Source organism: Paenibacillus sp. 19GGS1-52 (assembly GCF_022369515.1).
Lineage (GTDB): Bacteria > Bacillota > Bacilli > Paenibacillales > Paenibacillaceae > Paenibacillus_AQ.
In genome coordinates this window covers 2,431,081-2,449,712 of sequence record NZ_CP059724.1, presented here as the reverse complement: position 1 = coordinate 2,449,712, position 18,632 = coordinate 2,431,081, and the positions used below count along the sequence as shown (strand labels likewise).

The window sequence follows — 18,632 nt, the reverse complement described above, 5'->3', positions numbered from 1 at the left end:
TGTCATTACTTTCCCTCTCCTTCTGAATAGGCCATAATAGACTCCACGTCTTTATCACCACGGCCTGACAGACAGATGACAACAATATCATCCTTGGTAAGGTCTTTGGCAATCTTCGCTACATGGGCGATTGCGTGAGCTGATTCAAGTGCAGGAATAATCCCCTCCGTTAAGCATAACAGCTTAAGCGCTGCAAGTGCCTCATCATCCGTAACTGGCACATACTGGGCACGTTTCATATCTTTTAGATAGGAATGCTCAGGACCAACTCCCGGATAGTCCAAACCCGCAGAAATGGAATGCGCCTCTGTAACCTGTCCATGTTCGTCCTGCAGCAAATAGCTCATTGAGCCTTGGAATACACCGTGGCTGCCCTTGCTCATCGTTGCCGCATGAAACGGGGTATCAATCCCCTTGCCGGCCGCCTCTACGCCGATCATACCGACACTCTCATCCTCCATGAAAGGGTAGAACATGCCGATAGCATTACTTCCTCCACCTACAGCAGCCACAAGCAGATCTGGCAGGCGTCCTTCAGCTTCCAGAAATTGTCGGCGAGTCTCATCTCCGATAACCCGCTGAAAGTTACGGACCATCATTGGATAAGGGTGTGGTCCTACTGCGGAGCCCAGGATATAGAATGTATCCTCCACGTTGCTGACCCAGTAGCGAAGCGCTTCATTACCAGCATCCTTCAATGTTCTGGAGCCGGAGGTAACCGGAATAACTTCAGCCCCAAGCAGCTTCATACGGAATACATTTAATGCTTGGCGGCGCGTATCCTCTTCACCCATAAAGACCTTGCATTCCATGCCGAGCAGCGCAGCAACTGTTGCCGTTGCCACTCCGTGCTGACCCGCCCCCGTCTCGGCGATAACCTTGGTTTTGCCCATCCGTTTAGCCAGAATCCCCTGACCGATTGCATTATTGATCTTGTGAGCCCCTGTGTGATTCAAATCTTCGCGTTTCAAATAGATCTTGGCTGCACCCAGATGTTTACTAAGACGTTCAGCGTAATATAACGGTGTCTCCCGTCCAGAATATTGTTTGAGCAAATAATCTATTTCTTCCTGAAAAGTCGGATCTGCCGAATACTCTCGGTAGGCCTCCTCCAACTCAATCAGTGCATTCATCAAAGTCTCAGGCACGTAGCGGCCTCCGAAAGATCCAAAACGTCCATATTGGTCTGGAACTTGTATCATGATTGCTTCACCCTTTCCACGAAAGCTGTCATTTTAACGATATCCTTACTTCCATCGCTTTCTACTCCACTGGATACGTCTACGCCATCTGGAGCATAACCCTCCAATAAATCACTAACATTACCGGGATCAAGCCCTCCGGCTACAAACAGGGGCAGTCCGTATCTTGCTGCTATTTCCTGATAAGCAGGAAGCACATCCCAGGCAAAAGTACGGCCTGAGCCACCGCTCTGTCCCGAATCGTAGGTATCCAGCAGCAGCGCATCAACAGCACCTGCGTAACTCTCAAAATAAGTATATATATTCTCCGCCTTATCACGGTCTTTATCAGCTACAGTAAGTGCTTTCCATACCTGAACCTGCGGAAAAGCCTGTTTGACTTTCTTGCAATACTCGGGGCTTTCCTGTCCATGCAGCTGAATAACATCTAAGGGTACAGTGGAGAGCAGCTCTCCCAGCTCTGCCAGATCAGGGTTGACGAATACTCCCACAGCTCTTGGAGCTTCACTGGCCTTCCAGTTTACAAGCTCAGCCATTAGTTGTGCAGCACTCTCAGCGGACACTCTACGGCGACTAGGCGCAAAGACAAAACCTATGTAATCCAGTGGTAAGTGTACCATAGATTTTAGCACTTCAACGTCCTGAAGTCCACAGATTTTTACTATCGTCTCAGCCATGTTGAACACGTACCTTTCCATCCGCCAGTGGGCCGAGTAGTTTATGAACGGCTTCCTCAACATTGGTCTGACGCATCAAATATTCTCCGACAAGAACACCCTGCGCACCTATAGTTCTTAGATAATCAATATCAGTTGGACCTGTAATTCCGCTCTCACTTATTACTGGAACATATTGTGGAATAAGGGCCGTCAGCTCTGCTGTTGTGACTAGTGACGTCTCGAACGTCCGTAAATTGCGGTTATTGATTCCGAGTAATACATTTGGATGCTCGATTTTGCCTGTATTCATTACAGTCGTAAGCTCGCTATGATCATGAACCTCGATTAATACATCCAGACCCAGTGCAGCTGCAGTATCCGTAAACGAAGACAGTTGTACTGGTGTCAAAATAGCTGCGATCAGCAGTACCGCATCCGCGCCGAGTATCCGTGCTTCATATATCTGTCTCTCGTCGATAATGAAATCTTTGCGCAGCAATGGAAGGCTTACCGCTTCCCGTACTTGCTGCAAGTACGCACCACTGCCTTGAAAGTAATCCTTGTCTGTCAGCACGGACAGACAATCTGCTCCCCCAGCTTCATAACCTTTGGCGATAGAGACTGGATCAAAGTCTGCACGGATCAAGCCCTTGGAGGGCGATGCCTTCTTAACTTCTGCAATTAGTCCAATATCTCTATTCCGACGATTCATCAGTGCTGCACGGAAACCTCTCGTTCCCGCCAGTGCTGCTATTTCACGCTCAGCCTGTGGCAGAGAAAATGTCTTGCTTAATTCCTCAACCTCTTTAATCTTGGTAGCTACAATCTTATCAAGATACATAATTCAGCTCCTCCGTCATCGCTTTAAGCTGATCCAGTTTGGCTAATGCCAGCCCCGAATCCACTGCTATTCTTGCCTTCTCCACGCCTTCGCTCAGCGTATCCGCCAAACCGGCAACATAGATACAGGCTCCCGCATTCGCGAGCACAATGTCGCGATAAGGATTTATTACTCCTTCAAGCACGGTGGTGATGATCGCGGCATTCTCGGCCGCATCTCCACCCATAACTGCCTCCAGCGAATGCATATTGAGACCGAGATCATAAGGGCTAATCTCATAAGTGGTTACCTGACCCTCTTTCAGCTCGGACACCAATGTTGGTGCCGAAATGCTGATTTCATCCAGTCCATCCAAACTGCTTACGACCATAGCACGTTTGGAGCCCAGCTCCTTCAATACATTTGCTACCGTCTCCGTCATATTGCGGTCATAGATTCCGAGAAGCTGGCGGTCAGCTCCAGCAGGATTAGTCAGCGGTCCCAGCATGTTGAACACCGTCCGCACGCCGAGCTCGCGCCGTGGCCCAGCTGCATGTTTCATTGATGGATGATAAATTTGCGCGAATAAAAAGCAGATGCCAATACTGTCCAAGCATTGCCGCGCCTGTTCGGCATTCAAATGAATATTTACACCCAGTGCCTCCAGCACATCAGCACTGCCTGCTCTTCCGGAAGCCGAACGATTGCCATGTTTGGCCACCCGCACAGAAGCCGCAGATGAAATAATCGCCGAGGCAGTAGAGATATTGAACTTGTGGATACCGGAACCGCCTGTTCCACAAGTGTCCAGCAGACGCGCACTCTCCGTGAGCACATGTGTCCCGAACCCGCGCATCGCTTCGGCAAAACCAGTGATTTCCTCCACAGTTTCACCTTTGATCCGTAGCGCGGTCAGCAAAGATCCGATTTGCGCTGGCGTTGCCTCGCCTTCCATAATAGTGCCCATGATCCCCCGGGCCTCAGCACGGGTAAGATTCTCGCCTTTTATAAGCCCGGCAATTCCTGATTGTATTAATCTCATTGCGTCCATTTTTTGTCCTCCCTAAAGTTTTGTGAGCATCGGCATCACTGTTTAGCTTCGTACAAAACTCGCTTCGAAAGCATATGCTTAGTTTTGTTAGCGATACTTCATGGATTTACTTCGTACAAAACTTACTTCGAAAGCATATGCTTAGTTTTGTTAGCGATACTTCATGGATTTACTTCGTACAAAACTCGCTTCGAAAGCATATGCTTAGTTTTGTGAACGATATTTTTATTTAGGTGTGTATTCAAACATATAATCCTGATTGATCACTTGCTTCTCCTTCACCTCAGGTGGGAACATCGCTTCTGCCATTCGAATAGCTTTCAACATGGCCTTCGCCTTATTTACCGTTTCTTCATACTCTTTCTCCGGAACTGAATCCCACACAATTCCCGCTCCTGCCTGCACATAGGCACGTCCTTTGCGGAAAATAATCGTGCGGATCGTAATACATGAATCCATATTACCGGAGAATCCAAGATAACCAATCGCTCCAGCATAGGCACCGCGGGCTTCTTTTTCCAACTCAGCAATGATCTCCATCGCCCGCAGCTTAGGCGCACCGGATACGGTTCCGGCAGGCATGCAGGATAGGAAGGCATCAAAGAAATCCTTATCTTCACTCAAGGTACCTGATACATTCGATACCATGTGCATTACATGCGAATATCTTTCAATCTCCATAAAGGAATCACATTTTACGGTTCCGAACTTTGAGACCCGCCCGAGGTCATTGCGTCCAAGATCGACCAGCATCAAATGCTCGGCGCGTTCTTTTTCATCTTCCAAAAGCTCGAACCCAAGGGCGCGATCCAAAGCCTCATTCTCGCCCCGAGGGCGGGTTCCAGCAATAGGCCGAGTCTCCACACGGTTGCCATCCACCTTTACCAATGCTTCTGGTGATGTTCCCACAATAATCTCCTCATCCATTTTCAGATAATACATATAGGGTGAAGGATTGAGCGTACGAAGCAGCCGGTACACATGCAGTGGGGATACTTCGGTATCAATATGAAGACGTTGTGACAATACGACCTGAAAAATATCACCGGCCCGAATATATTCCTTGGCCTGCTCCACATTGCTGATATATTGTTCCTTGGTCAGGTTAGATTGAATTTCCCCAAGCTCGATATCCTGCGGAATGCTGCGCCGGTTGACATTCTCCTTCGGACCTTCCTTTTGCAAGTCTTCAGCCATATCCATAAGCTTTTGGCTCAGTTCTTCGTAATTCGCTCGAATATCGGAATCCGTATCGCCATCCTTGATGTGCAGATTGCCTATGAGCAAAATTTGCTGCTTCACATGGTCAAATACAATAATGCGGTCACAGAACATAAAGCGGATATCATCCATTTGCAGATCATCATTAACATGCGGGGACAGCTTTTCGTAATATTGTAGGAGATCATATCCGAAGAATCCGATAGCTCCACCTGTGAACGGCGGCATCTCATCCAGTTTAGGACTGCGGTAGGAACGTAGCAGTGCTTTAAGCTCTTCAATAGGTTTTCCGTGCAGCCTTCTTTTCTCTCCGCCGACTTCGACATTAATAACACCTTTTTTGCCGGAGATCATCAGGAAGGGGTCACTGCCGATAAAAGAATACCGGGCCCACTGTATGCCGCCCTCTACACTCTCAAGCAAAAAGGCACGGTCGTGTTCAGCGAAGCGCTGGAAGATGCGAATAGGCGTCTCCATATCAGCAAGCAGTCGTATTACGACAGGAATCAGATTATATTCCCGGGATAACGAGAGCACTTGTTCAACACTCGGATTAGTCATTTAAAGTACCTCCTTAGGGTATGTGGATTGGGTCCGAAATACAGAAAAAACCTCCACCGAAGTAGAGGTTTATGTAAGCAAGTATTATGAAAAAGAGCAAAGGAACGGCTACGTTACCAAATATTCTACAGATTCATCCCTTAGTAAGATGCACGGGTAGCGTAAATAACATACCGCACATATCAAAAAAAGAATCTGTACAAATGTATACGATAGCTGCTTCTACTTAAAAAACTCTGCGCTCTACTCAACTATACTCATCTCAGCTAAACTAAACTCTGCTTTACTCGGCTAATTACACTATACATGAAGACTGCAGTCATTGACAACCCCGCCCTTTAATTTATGACTTGCTCTGTGATAAATCAGGACGAAGCTTCTTGGCTTCATTCAAATAGATGTGACGGATTTCTTTTTGTGTCTTATCCGTATTGACTTGTACCATCAAACGGATGCACTGGGGCAGACTGCCCTTGACCGGAATCTCAACAGAGCACATCAGTGGCACCATTTCCCAGCCCTCAATCTCACGGATAGCTCTAGCAGGAAAAGTAGCATCCAAATCCGTGGTCATTGTGATCCAGACACTACAGATATCTTCAGCTATAACATTATTGTGCTCTACAATTTCCCGCAGTAGAAGAACGGTTTCACGTAGAATCTCAGTTTCTTCGTTATGATTGACGGTTGTTGCTCCGCGAATTCCCCTGTTTACCACGGACTTCCCTCCTTCTTAAGCTGCGCGATTACTTCACGTACAAGCTCCGCCTGAACATCATTCACGATGCTCACAGAACCAATGGCATCTGGCACGATGAAGGTCATCTTGCCTTCCTTGAACTTCTTATCATGCATCATAGCTTCCATCAGTTCATCCTCATCATAGTGCGCAGGCAGCCTTACAGGCAGTGATAGCGCCGAGAGCATGGATACCGTTTCTTCATAAATAGACTTGTCTCGACCCAACTTTGCAGCCAAAAGCGCAGATCCCGCCATTCCAATAGAGATCGCTTCCCCGTGCAGGAACACACCATACCCACCTACCGCTTCAATCGCATGGCCAATGGTATGACCAAGGTTAAGTATCGCACGCACGCCTTGCTCCCGCTCATCGTTTCTAATCACGTCAGCCTTGATCGAGCAGCCTCGCTCGAGCGCGTAGCCTAGAACCTCAAGATTCAGACCTAGCAGCTCTGTCGCATGCTCACGACACCAGTAAGCAAATTCCTTATCCACAATAAGGCCATGCTTCACCACTTCAGCAAGCCCCGAAGAAACTTGTCGTGGAGGTAAGGTTAACAGAGTATCGAGGTCGTAAAGTACCATTGATGGCTGATAAAAGGCACCGATCATATTCTTGGCAAGGGGATGATTAACAGCTACTTTGCCGCCCACACTGCTGTCATGTGCAAGAATAGTTGTCGGAATTTGCAGAAAGCCTATTCCACGCATATAACTGGCGGCTACAAATCCAGCCAGATCTCCGACAACACCGCCCCCAGGGCCAAGACTGCTGAATGACGATCCAGACCCGCTTGAATCGCTGTAGTCATCACTTCTTCATACACGGTCAGGGATTTAGAAGCTTCACCTGCTGGAATAACATGACAATACACCGTATACCCCTTCTGTTGCAGAGCAGCTTCAAGGGCCGGTAAATAACGTGGGGCTACTTCAGTGTCACTGACAACCAGCAACGAGCTTCGAATTGGAAATCCGGCTTCAACACACCGTTCGCCAATATTCTGCAGCAACCCGCTTCCGATATGGATAGGATAAGAACGATCACCTAAATCTACTCTTATACTTCGCATAATTAGTAGCTCTCCAATTGTGAATGATAATTGTCGTAATTAGCTTTGATCTCTTCCATAGAATCACCGCCGAATTTGTCGAGGAATGCCTTGGCTATTTCCCAAGCCACCACATTCTCCAGCACGACACAAGCTGCCGGGACAGCACAGGCATCTGAACGTTCTACCTGTGCTGTAAACGGTTCTTTAGTATCGATATCAATACTTTGGAGCGGTTTGTACAGCGTAGGGATTGGTTTCATTACTGCCCGGACAACAGCCGGCATTCCATTAGTCATACCGCCTTCAAAACCGCCGAGCCGGTTGCTCCCACGGTAGTACCCTTGAGCAGCATCATACATGATCTCGTCATGGACCTGAGAGCCGCGCAGTCTACCGGCTTCGAATCCGATGCCTATCTCTACACCTTTGAATGCATTTATGGACATGACAGCACCAGCGATTGCTCCATCCAGTTTCCGGTCCGATTGCACATAGCTGCCGAGTCCGATCGGCAGACCTTCAACAATACATTCCACAATCCCGCCAATGGAGTCGCCTTCCTCCTTGATCTTGTCTATGTAAGACTCCATCTTCAATTCCGTCTCTTTGTCGACGACTCGGACAGAGGATTGCTCCGTTAACTCAATTAACTCATCGATAGGCAGATTGTTGGTAGGCGCTTCTATTTCACCAATCCGGATCACTTGACCCGCTATTTTCACGCCAAAGGCTGCCAAAAACTGTCTAGCCACAGCGCCGCAAGCAACTCTTGCCGCCGTTTCGCGAGCACTAGAACGTTCCAGAACATTACGAAGATCGGTAAGATTGTACTTCAATCCGCCATTCAAATCTGCATGACCTGGACGCGGGCGGTTTACACGGCGCTTCTCTTCGTCACCACCTGGTATCGGCTCAATATTCATAATGGTCTTCCAGTGAGTCCAGTCCTTGTTCTCTACCACAAGGGCAACTGGAGCGCCTGTTGTAAAGCCATGCCGCACACCGCCGACAATTTGTGCCGTATCCTTCTCAATTTGCATCCGGCGTCCTCGTCCATACCCTTTTTGCCGACGTTGCAGTTGAAAATTTAATTCTTCGAAATTCAATGTCAAATTACTGGGCAGTCCTTCAATAATAGCCGTAAGCTGGGGTCCGTGCGTTTCCCCCGCTGTTAAATAGCGTAAACTCATCTGCGTTCCCCCTTCACACTTTCAAACTGTAAACCGCTAAAATGTTAAATGTCTTTGCTCATTATAGTATAGGGAATCCGCTTTGACAAGAAAGGGATAAAGCTGGAATGACTCCTGTTCCATCCTAATAGAAAAGGCGTCGCCCATACTCTTGTGAGTATAAGTGACGCCCCTTTGGATCTAGTCTGGAGCCTATATCAGCTTCCGATGCGCTGATCTGACTGAGGAAAAGCAAGCCTGTTCTCCTCGAGCTGCACCAATCGCTTCAGCTGTACATCCTCCACACCGAGAATTTGTCCGCACTCACGGAAGGTAATGAAACCGCGTCTGTATGCGGAAATAACCTTGCTTTTGTCCATCGGATATACTTTCCTTTCGCTTAGCGTACGGATACTATTATCCAGTATCACTGTAAAGAGGAAAAAGTATACATCCCGATCAGAAGCTTCAGAAGCCACAAAATAGCAGTAAAATCCTACTTTTTACGATAGAAAAAAGTCTCCGTTGATTCAAACCCGTATTGTGCTGGAGTGAAAATCTGCTCCGTGCTGCCTACAAACAAATATCCCCCCGGACGTAAACTAGCCGCAAACTTGTGATACAGCTTATTCTTTGCCTCTTCTGTGAAATAGATCATCACATTTCGGCAAATGATAAGATCAAAGCCATCATCGAAAGTATCAAGCAGCAAATTCTGCTTGCGGAAATCAATGTTTTTCTTAAGCCCTTCACTAACCTTGAGTACCGGTCCCTCCGGAGTAAAGTAACGAGCAGCAACATCCTTAGGTACATCTTTTAAGGATCGTTCTAAATACAGACCCTGCTTCGCTTTAGCCAAAGCCCCATCATCGATATCCGTAGCAAGAATGCCTGTCTTCGATAATATATCCTTGTCAGACAAAATCATAGCTAGCGTATAAGGCTCTTCTCCGGTGGAACAAGCGGCGCTCCAAAGCTTTAGCTTGCGGCCTGATCGCTGCAAATCTGGTAAAATAGTATCGCGAAGCACTTCCCAGCGATTTGGATTACGCCAAAATTCCGAGACATTAATCGTCATCCGGTCTAGAAACTCATAAAATAAGGGCTTTTCCTTCATCATTGCGGCAAAAAAATCACTAAAGGTTTGAAATCCGTTCTTCGTACGAAGAGTTGTCAAACGACGCTTCATCTGAGCCTCTTTATACTGGGCTAGATCAATTCCAGTACTCTTCTTGATGTTATAAATAAACCCTGTGTAATCAGGATCTGCTGTTATTGTCGCATCTTCACGTTCAGACATAACTTCCCCCTGCCTTCTGCCCGGATATTACAACCAGGCTGCGATATCTTTGTTATATTCCGACAGCTCATCTGGCGCAAAGAAATTGAGAATTTCCCGTTCGGCACTTTCGGGCGAGTCCGACCCATGGATCAGGTTGAGCGGTGTATGACTGGCGAAATCGCCTCGAATCGTGCCTGGAAGAGCTTCTCCAACCTTTGTCTTGCCAATGAGTATACGGGATAAAGCCACAACATCATCGCCTTCCCATACCATGGCAAATACAGGACCTGAGGTAATAAAGCTGACCAGATTAGGAAAGAAATCCTTGCCCTCATGCTCCGCATAATGCTTATTTGCCTGCTCGTCCGTTACAGTAGTTAGCTTGGCAGCGACCAGCTTGAATCCCTTATCCTCCAGGCGTGAAACAATGCGCCCGATTAACCCACGCTGAACTCCGTCCGGTTTGATCATTAGATACGTTTGTTCCATTGGGCACTCTCCAATTCCACATAAAGATGCAGGTAGTATTTACTTTCTGATATTATCAGAAACATTGCTTTATGGGAACGCTTAATATTCTGTCTTAATAGGCTCTGCCTGTGACAAAAAAAGCAATGTCCCGCAGATTACGTTTGGTTCTGCTATTTGGCAACTGATCCAGCGCGTTAAGTGCTTTGGCAATATAGCGCGAAGCCAGCTCCTCGGCGCGAGAAATACCTTCGCCTGTCAGAATAAGATCAATGGCGCGTCCAACACTGCTGTGGCCTTCACGAATAGAAGAAATCTCATCCAGAAGCGATGTGCGCAACCTTTCATCCTCAAGAGTATAAATAACGGGAAGGGTGATATTGCCCTGACGCATATCACTACCCGGTGGTTTTCCGATCTGTTTTTCCGTCCCGGAAAGATCGAGCAGATCATCACGGATCTGAAACGCCATGCCGACGTTATATCCGTAATTGTAGAGCAGCCGTGCCGACTCAGGCTCTGCATCAGCTGCTAGCGCACCAAGCTGGCAGCTAACGGCGATCAAAAGCGCCGTTTTGCGGCGAATACGCTGCAGATAATGGCGCACACTTTGCTCTGTGTTGAAGAAATCACGAATCTGCTCCATCTCTCCGATGGACATTTCCACCATAGCCTTAGACAAAATTTGATGAATACGCGGATTCTTCAGCTCTGTGGTCATAATTAGTGCCTTGGCATATATGTAATCTCCAGTATACATGGCAATTTTATCGCCCCACTTTGCCTTCACCGTCAGTTCACCCCGCCGGAGTTCGGCATCATCAATGACATCATCATGAACAAGCGATGCGCTATGAATCAGCTCAAGGGGTACAGCAATACACTTTAGCTTTTGCAGATCATACCGCCCAAATTTGCCACCCATGAGCACAAATATAGGCCGCAGTCTTTTCCCACCAGCCTTTAGCAGATGCATAGAGGTCTCAGTCAGCAGATCGTCGTCACCCTGTACACTACGGTACAGCTCTTTTTCGATCTGATCCATATCATTATTCAGCAAACCGAATAGTTGCAGTCGTTTCATTCCTTCACCCGTGTCAACAGATTATGACTCCAAAGCTCTATCTTCACTTCCTGCGGCAGCAGGCCCAGCTCATAGGCATAGCGAAAATAGAGGTTCAGACCCTTCTGCTGCCTTTCTCCAAAATCATAAATCAAGTTGCGAAAATATCCGTTCCAGTATGACTCCGTACCACCGATAGTGGAGCATGCTTCACGGACAATGGGAGCCAAATTACGCAAACCCTGTTTCTTGCTGTTCGCAAAAGCTTCAGCAATCTCTGATATCGCTTCTGGTTTTGTTCTGGCAGCATCTCTGTTTACTGCCCAAACGGCAAAGGTCATGCCTAAGCCAGTCCATTCTTTCCAAAGCTGCCCAAGATCGGTAACGATATATCCCTGATCCTGCCAAGAGGCTCTAATTGCATTATCCCCAATCAGCAGACATGCATCTGCATGCTCCATCATGACATCCAGATCAGGGTCAACGCTAATATACTCCGGTTTAGCGTTAAAAGCCTTCTCCATCAGTATCTTCAGCAAATTTACCGAGGTAGCAGAAGTGTTGGTTACGGCTATCGTTCCACTACCCATCTGTGCAATCGGTACTCGGGAGAACAGCATAATCGAGTTCACCGGACCCTCTGAACTAACAGATAAATCCGGCAGCAACAATAATCTGTCACTCGCTTCACCATATGCAAATGAAGATAATGCACCCACATGAATGCTTCCCTGACTCATACCCTGATTAAGAATGGCAGGCACTTCACTCACCATCTCTGCAGGAATCTTCAGGGCAGAAGGATGGAAATTGTGAAATACCGGCCATGAATTGGTATAACTGATTTTACCGATAACGGTATGCCCGTTACTATTCATTCCTTTACTCCCCCCATCTGCGAAATAAAGTGTGCTCCATATTAAAACTGTCCAGCACCTTACCCACCATGAAGTTAACAAGATCATCCACACTCTGTGGACCAAAGTAAAAGGCGGGCATCGCCGGAATCATTCGGACGCCTAGGCGGGACAGCTTAAGCATATTCTCAAGATGAATCGCATGCAGCGGCGTCTCACGTGGAACAAGAACTAGTGTACGCCCTTCTTTAAGCATGACATCCGCCGCCCGAGTCATCAAATTATCAGAGCTTCCGTTAGCCACCGCAGATAACGTCCCCATAGAGCAAGGCATGATAATCATACCTTCCACACGAAAAGAACCACTCGCGATAGATGCGCCAATATCAGCAACGGGGTGATACAGCAGAGAACCGGGATGCCCTCTGAATTTCTCATTCAGAAAGCCTTCCCGGTCTGAGGCGATGAAGCCTAGCTCTTCTTTAAATACACGCCAGCCTGCATTGCTCACGACTAAATGCACGTTATAACCCATTGACAACAAGGTTTCAGTCAGACGAACACCATAAATTGCGCCACTCGCTCCCGTAATTCCAACCACGAAGCTTTTAGGTTGTGCATTATTCATTTGTAGAACTGCACCACCAAGTCAATCAAAGTGAAGGAAAATACTACAATGCTCAGCACGCCATTCATCGTAAAAAAAGCAGTCTGTAGACGGCTTAAATCACTTGGTGAAACAATATGGTGCTCATAAAAAAGAATAATATATGCAATCAGCATACCAGCAACATACCACCAGCTCAAATCCGTAATAAAAAGCAGCGACACAAAACCGATTCCCGTAAGAATATGGAACACGCGGGCAATAACAAGTGCACGGGCAATTCCAAAGCGAACCGGAATGGAATATAAGCCTTCCTTCTTATCGAATTCAACATCCTGGCAGGAATAAATAATATCGAACCCAGCTGTCCAGAACACAATCGTGAAGTAAAATACCATTGAAGTCCAGTCCACACTACCGGTTACCGCCACCCAGCCGCCCAGAGGCGCGAGTGCGATGGTAAGACCAAGAATAAGATGGCATGCCCAAGTGAAACGCTTAGTAAACGAATAAAAGACAAGTAAAAAAACGGCAATCGGCAACAGCTTGGCGGATAGTGGGTTCAACTTGAAAGCTGCCCAGAACAACAGAAAAAAGGAAATGCCAATAAAAATAATAACTTCTCCAACTTTCAAAAGCCCTATAGGCAGCGCTCTTCCCGCAGTACGTGGATTCTTGGCGTCACTGATCCGGTCAATTAGTCGATTCAGACCCATAGCGGCGCTACGAGCACCGAACATGGCAATAACGATCCAGCCAATTTTACCCCAGGATGGCAACGCACCAAACATAACGACCGAGCCCAGCAAAGCACCCATAAATGCGAAGGGCAAAGCAAATACCGTGTGTTCGAACTTAATCATTTGTAAAAAGATGCCGATTTTCTTAAACATCTCAGTTCTCCTTGAGCCCAATATGTAATGCCGCGATGCCTCCGGTCAAGGGAAAGGATTCCACTCTTTTCAGTCCGGTTTCACGGAAAATAGTTGCCAGTTGCTCCCGGTCAGGAAACAGCGCTAGCGATTCGGGAAGCCATTTGTACTGCTCATAGCTTTTGGCGAACAGTTTACCCAAAAGTGGTAACACTCGCTGGAAGTAGAAATAATATATTCCTTTAAACGGTTGCTTCATTGGCTTGGAAAGCTCCAGACATACGATCATTCCTCCAGGCTTCACAACACGCTTCATTTCATTCAGCACCTGAACCAGATCCGGTACATTCCGAAGCCCGAAGCCTATTGTCGCATAGTCATAGGTATTATCGCCAAAGGGCAGCTCCATAGCGTTTCCCTGCACGAGAGAGATTCGATTCTGGAGTTTATGTTCTTCAACTTTGCGTCGCCCTACTTCAAGCATACCTGCACTGAAGTCAAGGCCCATCACACAGCCTGTCTCACTTGCTTCCGCCAGAGCAATACTCCAGTCACAGGTGCCACAGCATAGATCAACTGCAGAATCCCCATGCTTCATTGACATCTTCTTCATGGCGAACTTGCGCCAGGCCTTATGGCGGCGGAAACTTAAAATATCATTCATCAAATCATAGTTGCCAGCAATGCTCTCAAATACGGAATGCACAAATTGCTCTTTGGGTTTATTGCTCTTACCGCCTACTTCTGTAGTCGTTTTTTCTATCGTCATTCGTTACCCCTCCACGGCTGCTTGACCAGAAATTTTCATCTGCAGGAGGAAGTGGTCCAGCGCATTGCTTAGCTCACTGATCAGATTCTCATCTTTAATTCCTTGCAGCAATCCCCGAATGGACTGGAGTGAATGATGCAGCTTGTCTGTCAGCAGGGAATCACATTTATACTTCATCATCAGCTTTTTCCAATCCTTGAGATCAAGGTTGTGGCTTCGAAGCATCTGTAGCTCGTCCTCTGTTGCTGACTCCAGCACCTTCCAGTAGCAATAACCATCCATCGCGTTCGCAGGATCATTGCTGCGCCGAAGCTCTAGGACTACAGTCTCACACTGGCTGAATTCAGCCAACAGCTTCTCCCAAATCTCTGCAAGGGGTTCTTCAATCATGGGTGTAAAAGAAAGAAACAGCCGCATATTCAGCTGTACCATGTGCCGCAAGTATTGTTCAGCCGAGAGAAGCATCCCTCTCATCTTGCCGTAAAGATGCGCCTTCATGACATTGAAATCAGCAATTGCTGTACTTAATATACCCACCATCTCAATTTGTTCCCGCTTCGCAAGCAAATGATAAAACCAGCTGCTGAAGTAATCACCGGCCAGCACCTTTAATTGGCGAGAACGCATAGGGTCACCCCCATGTTCGCCATTGGAACGGTCGATCGCCTCATGCGTGTCCAGACCAAGCTGTACAAGGGCTGTGACCAGCGTGTACAACTCTCCGTTAACCCGCTCGGCAGAGGAGCCGTGGTTAAGAAAAATATATAACAAATGACCCCGGCCATCGGAAAACGGCGGCAATTCCGTATGCCGCTGAATCATGTCGTAGTCGGTGTAGGGTTTAGCCAATTGCGGTATGCGATACGGTTTCATTTCAGCCTCCGAAGCCATTGACGTTATGACAAGTACTTTGTTCACAATCTTGTCTATTATATCACATGTTTTTTTGTCACGCACGGTGGTTTGCTCTAGTTTCTTTTACCCATTTCAGGGAGAAATGAACTGGTTCTTCCACAGTTCGCTTTCACTAATGCGGAAACCACTCTTAAGATGACCCGTTAATGGACTATTGCCGGCAGATTGAAGCTCATCCTGCAGCTCACGAGACCACTCCTGGCGTCTAATGTCGCCAGCCAGCAGCAGACGACGGCTTCCCAGCCACTTGTCCTCGGCAACAATACGCAGCAGCAGCTGATTCACATTCGCCGTTTCCTGAAAAGCGAAGGATATCACCTGAGCCATGTTCTGATACAGTTCTTCCGGTTCATGATCATTTCCGGTCACCAGTAGATCAAGCGACAGAACATGGTCCTCCCAACCGACGCTATCAATGGGTAGACTCAGGGGAAGTGCCCCCACAACATCAACGAGATTGGTATTATCAAGCATCGTGTTGTGCCCGCCTGTAAAGGTCTCAACCGCAATACGCTCCTGCTGCAAGGAAGAATCGAGATCAGCCAGCATCAGGGGCAATATTACAGCGGAGGTCGCGGTCAGCAGCGTTACAGCTCCAATCAGCCAAGCCCGGTTCATGGACACGCCCCCTAATCCATCGTTTCCGCCTCTTTGTACGTTGTTCGATCATTCATATCTTACTTATATTTCGAAAAAAAGCAGGCTATGCCTGCTTTTTAGCTCTCGCTCTCCAATTGTCCGTGCTTGCTCCATATTTCAGCCTTACCGCGAATTTTCATAGCTGAGGTATGATCAGTGAATTGGGCGATAAGTACCTCGCCTTTGTCCAGTTTCTCCGTATGATGAAAACGCGTATCAAGGCCTCTTGTCAACCCTATTACTTGTACACCGTTCTCCTTAGCTTTAACCACGATGTAATCACTGCCTGTAGGAAGCGGATTGCCGCCATTATTGTTCTCAGTCATCTCTGATCCTCCTAACGTTTTGTGAACATACGCTTGAACCTTTTTAAATCGCACCCTTTATAGCTTCCAAAAACAAATGCCGCCTTGGAGGGCGGCATAATTGTTCTTAAGAAAGCTATGGGAACGATATGTAGAAATCTTTATTTGATTCCGTCTTTAAGCGCCTTACCGGGTTTAAATGCCGGTACCTTGCTTGCAGGAATTTCGATTTCTTCACCAGTTTGTGGGTTACGGCCTTTACGTGCGGAACGTTCGCGCACTTCAAAGTTTCCGAATCCAACCAGTTGGACTTTATCACCACTTTGCAAAGCTCCCGCAATTGCTTCAAAAACGGCGTCCACCGCTTTAGTAGCATCTTTCTTGGGAAGTTCAGTTGCTTCTGTCACTACGTTGATCAAATCTGATTTATTCATGTCTTCTCACCTCCCTGGGCAAATTTCCGGTATCATTCACTGTTTCCGTTTCAACGTAAAATATACGTGATAATCCCGTTTATTACTAGACAATGGCGCCTGTAGACCCTAAAGCGCAACAAACTTATAGTAATACAGCCCATCCATAATTTCAAGGCGTTCCTTGAAAAAGGAGTAGAAAGTAGCACCTTTGCTGGCAGAATCACCTGATTTAATAGACCCACAATCACAATTATAACCTAATTCAAGAAAAAAAGAGCGGAATCTCTTCCGCTCTTCGCAATCTACCTATTTCATTATTCAGCTTATAAAATAATAGCAATCAATCCGCCTGAGCCCTCATTGATGATGCGGCCCAGTGTTTCTTGCAGCTTGTAGCGGGCGTTATCTGGCATCATGGCAATCTTGCCCTGAATGCCCTCGCGCACAATAGAATGCAGTGAGCGTCCAAAAATATCCGATTCCCAAATCTTGATCGGGTCATTCTCGAAATCCTGCATCAAATAACGCACCAGCTCTTCGCTCTGTTTCTCTGTGCCAATAATCGGTGAGAATTCCGATTCTACATCCACACGAATCATATGAATGGATGGTGCAGTAGCCTTTAAGCGAACCCCGAAGCGTGATCCCTGACGGATCAGTTCAGGCTCATCAAGCGCCATTTCGGCGAGTGAAGGAGCTGCAATTCCGTAGCCTGTAGTCTTGACCATTTCCAGTGCCTCCGAGAAGCGGTCATATTCCCTTTTCGCATGTGAGAATTCCTGCATTAGTTGCAGCAGATGATCCTTGCCGCGGATCTCAACTCCTACTACTTCCATCAGAACCTGATCATACAATTCTTCTGGTGCATACAGATCAATTTCGGCTACCCCTTGACCCATATTCATCCCACTAAGGCCAGCCCTATCAATAAAATCGTATTCAGTGAACTGGGACACAAGCCGGTCAACATCACGCAGGCGACGGATGTCTTTGACGGTGTCGCGGACAGAGTTCTCATAGCTGCTGCGCAGCCAATGGTTCTCGCCCAGCACCATGACCCAGCTCGGCAGATTCACATTAACCTCATGCACTGGAAATTCGTATAACACTTCGCGAAGTACACCTGTTACATCATCCTCTGTCATACTTGCCGCGCTAAGCGTCATGACCGGAATATCGTATTTGAGTGCAAGTTCACTTCGAAGCTGCTGCGCTTCCTCACTGCGTGGCCGGGTGGAGTTAATGACAAGTACAAACGGCTTGCCAACCTCCTTCAGTTCTGCAATAACACGCTCTTCAGAGTCCACATAAGAGCCGCGTGGGATTTCAGCAATTGTACCATCAGTAGTTACCACTACACCCAGTGTGGAATGCTCCTGAATGACTTTCCGCGTGCCAATTTCCGCCGCTTCCTGGAAAGGTATTGGCTCCTCAAACCACGGCGTAGAAATCATACGTGGACCGTTTTCATCCTCGTAACCTTTAGCTCCTTCAACAGCATAACCGACACAATCAACCAGTCTTACATTGACCTCCAGCCCTTCCGCAACCTTAATTTGAACGGCGTTGTTCGGGACGAATTTAGGCTCTGTTGTCATAATCGTTTTGCCTGCTGCGCTTTGCGGAAGCTCATCAATTGCCCGTACCCGGTCGGACTCACTCGTGATGTTAGGCAATACAATCGTTTCCATGAATCGCTTGATGAATGTCGATTTTCCCGTGCGAACCGCGCCGACGACGCCAAGATAAATGTCTCCGCCGGTACGCTCGGCAATGTCCTTGAAAATATCCACTTTTTCCAAAAGAGATCCCCTCCTCATATTACTCCGAAGAAAAAATGCCTGAAGAGCATCGACTTCGCGTTCCGCCGGTAATCATGACCCTTGCAGGACAGAAACCGGACTTATCGTATGTCCGCTAAGGAGTGTTAGCTGCTTTCAAACGGAACACACCGCCCCGC

20 protein-coding genes and 1 pseudogene are annotated in these 18,632 nt (G+C 47.4%); all 21 read right to left on the bottom strand.

Annotation, left to right across the window (positions count from 1 at the left end; translation table 11 throughout):
* Positions 1-5 precede the first annotated feature (5 nt).
* The 21 genes and pseudogenes from trpB to spoIVA all read right to left on the bottom strand — a co-directional run bounded on the left by trpB (position 6) and on the right by spoIVA (position 18,474).
* The gene (gene trpB / locus H1230_RS11490; protein ID WP_239715591.1) at positions 6-1,202 is read right to left on the bottom strand and encodes a tryptophan synthase subunit beta; all 1,197 of its coding nucleotides are present in this window, start codon (positions 1,200-1,202) and stop codon (positions 6-8) included.
* Positions 1,199-1,879 carry a phosphoribosylanthranilate isomerase gene (locus tag H1230_RS11485; protein WP_239715590.1) on the bottom strand — a complete coding sequence of 227 codons (681 nt, stop codon included), beginning with the start codon at positions 1,877-1,879 and terminating at the stop codon, positions 1,199-1,201. Before H1230_RS11485 ends, trpB begins: the two co-directional genes overlap by 4 nt.
* Positions 1,872-2,702: an indole-3-glycerol phosphate synthase TrpC gene (gene trpC, locus H1230_RS11480; protein WP_239715589.1), complete on the bottom strand. Its 831-nt coding sequence runs from the start codon at positions 2,700-2,702 to the stop codon at positions 1,872-1,874. Before trpC ends, H1230_RS11485 begins: the two co-directional genes overlap by 8 nt.
* Complete coding sequence (gene trpD / locus H1230_RS11475) at positions 2,692-3,732, bottom strand: anthranilate phosphoribosyltransferase (RefSeq protein WP_239715588.1); 1,041 nt, start codon at positions 3,730-3,732, stop codon at positions 2,692-2,694. The genes trpC and trpD overlap by 11 nt, the downstream gene beginning before the upstream one ends.
* Before the next feature lie 225 nt (positions 3,733-3,957).
* Positions 3,958-5,514 (bottom strand): anthranilate synthase component I, encoded by a 1,557-nt coding sequence (gene trpE / locus H1230_RS11470; RefSeq protein ID WP_239715587.1) that lies wholly within the window; start codon positions 5,512-5,514, stop codon positions 3,958-3,960.
* 343 nt (positions 5,515-5,857) lie between these two features.
* Positions 5,858-6,232 carry a chorismate mutase gene (aroH, locus tag H1230_RS11465; RefSeq protein ID WP_239715586.1) on the bottom strand — a complete coding sequence of 125 codons (375 nt, stop codon included), beginning with the start codon at positions 6,230-6,232 and terminating at the stop codon, positions 5,858-5,860.
* Positions 6,226-7,328: pseudogene (gene aroB / locus H1230_RS11460) on the bottom strand (3-dehydroquinate synthase). The gene aroH and the pseudogene aroB overlap by 7 nt, the downstream one beginning before the upstream one ends.
* 2 nt (positions 7,329-7,330) lie before the next feature.
* On the bottom strand, positions 7,331-8,500 hold the full coding sequence (gene aroC / locus H1230_RS11455; RefSeq protein ID WP_239715585.1) for a chorismate synthase: 1,170 nt from the start codon (positions 8,498-8,500) through the stop codon (positions 7,331-7,333).
* Positions 8,501-8,697: 197 nt separating this feature from the next.
* Positions 8,698-8,859 carry a hypothetical protein gene (locus tag H1230_RS11450; protein WP_239715584.1) on the bottom strand — a complete coding sequence of 54 codons (162 nt, stop codon included), beginning with the start codon at positions 8,857-8,859 and terminating at the stop codon, positions 8,698-8,700.
* A gap of 116 nt (positions 8,860-8,975) precedes the next feature.
* Positions 8,976-9,779 (bottom strand): CheR family methyltransferase, encoded by an 804-nt coding sequence (locus tag H1230_RS11445; protein WP_239715583.1) that lies wholly within the window; start codon positions 9,777-9,779, stop codon positions 8,976-8,978.
* A 27-nt stretch (positions 9,780-9,806) separates the two neighbouring features.
* Complete coding sequence (gene ndk, locus H1230_RS11440; RefSeq protein WP_239715582.1) at positions 9,807-10,250, bottom strand: nucleoside-diphosphate kinase; 444 nt, start codon at positions 10,248-10,250, stop codon at positions 9,807-9,809.
* 94 nt (positions 10,251-10,344) lie between these two features.
* Positions 10,345-11,313 (bottom strand): polyprenyl synthetase family protein, encoded by a 969-nt coding sequence (locus H1230_RS11435; RefSeq protein WP_239715581.1) that lies wholly within the window; start codon positions 11,311-11,313, stop codon positions 10,345-10,347.
* Positions 11,310-12,170 carry a menaquinone biosynthetic enzyme MqnA/MqnD family protein gene (locus H1230_RS11430; RefSeq protein ID WP_239715580.1) on the bottom strand — a complete coding sequence of 287 codons (861 nt, stop codon included), beginning with the start codon at positions 12,168-12,170 and terminating at the stop codon, positions 11,310-11,312. The genes H1230_RS11435 and H1230_RS11430 overlap by 4 nt, the downstream gene beginning before the upstream one ends.
* A 4-nt stretch (positions 12,171-12,174) precedes the next feature.
* Complete coding sequence (locus H1230_RS11425; protein WP_239715579.1) at positions 12,175-12,777, bottom strand: UbiX family flavin prenyltransferase; 603 nt, start codon at positions 12,775-12,777, stop codon at positions 12,175-12,177.
* Positions 12,774-13,649, bottom strand: coding sequence for a UbiA-like polyprenyltransferase (locus H1230_RS11420; RefSeq protein WP_239715578.1), 876 nt, complete (start codon positions 13,647-13,649; stop codon positions 12,774-12,776). Before H1230_RS11420 ends, H1230_RS11425 begins: the two co-directional genes overlap by 4 nt.
* Position 13,650: 1 nt before the next feature.
* Positions 13,651-14,397 (bottom strand): demethylmenaquinone methyltransferase, encoded by a 747-nt coding sequence (locus H1230_RS11415; protein ID WP_239715577.1) that lies wholly within the window; start codon positions 14,395-14,397, stop codon positions 13,651-13,653.
* Positions 14,398-14,400: 3 nt separating this feature from the next.
* Positions 14,401-15,270 carry a heptaprenyl diphosphate synthase component 1 gene (locus H1230_RS11410; RefSeq protein ID WP_239715576.1) on the bottom strand — a complete coding sequence of 290 codons (870 nt, stop codon included), beginning with the start codon at positions 15,268-15,270 and terminating at the stop codon, positions 14,401-14,403.
* A 114-nt stretch (positions 15,271-15,384) separates the two neighbouring features.
* Positions 15,385-15,930: a hypothetical protein gene (locus tag H1230_RS11405; protein WP_239715575.1), complete on the bottom strand. Its 546-nt coding sequence runs from the start codon at positions 15,928-15,930 to the stop codon at positions 15,385-15,387.
* Between the two features lie 98 nt (positions 15,931-16,028).
* Positions 16,029-16,277, bottom strand: coding sequence for a trp RNA-binding attenuation protein MtrB (gene mtrB, locus H1230_RS11400; protein ID WP_087916928.1), 249 nt, complete (start codon positions 16,275-16,277; stop codon positions 16,029-16,031).
* Positions 16,278-16,417: 140 nt separating this feature from the next.
* Positions 16,418-16,690 carry an HU family DNA-binding protein gene (locus H1230_RS11395; RefSeq protein WP_154118429.1) on the bottom strand — a complete coding sequence of 91 codons (273 nt, stop codon included), beginning with the start codon at positions 16,688-16,690 and terminating at the stop codon, positions 16,418-16,420.
* Positions 16,691-16,995: 305 nt separating this feature from the next.
* Positions 16,996-18,474 carry a stage IV sporulation protein A gene (spoIVA, locus tag H1230_RS11390; RefSeq protein ID WP_239715574.1) on the bottom strand — a complete coding sequence of 493 codons (1,479 nt, stop codon included), beginning with the start codon at positions 18,472-18,474 and terminating at the stop codon, positions 16,996-16,998.
* Positions 18,475-18,632: the final 158 nt, after the last annotated feature.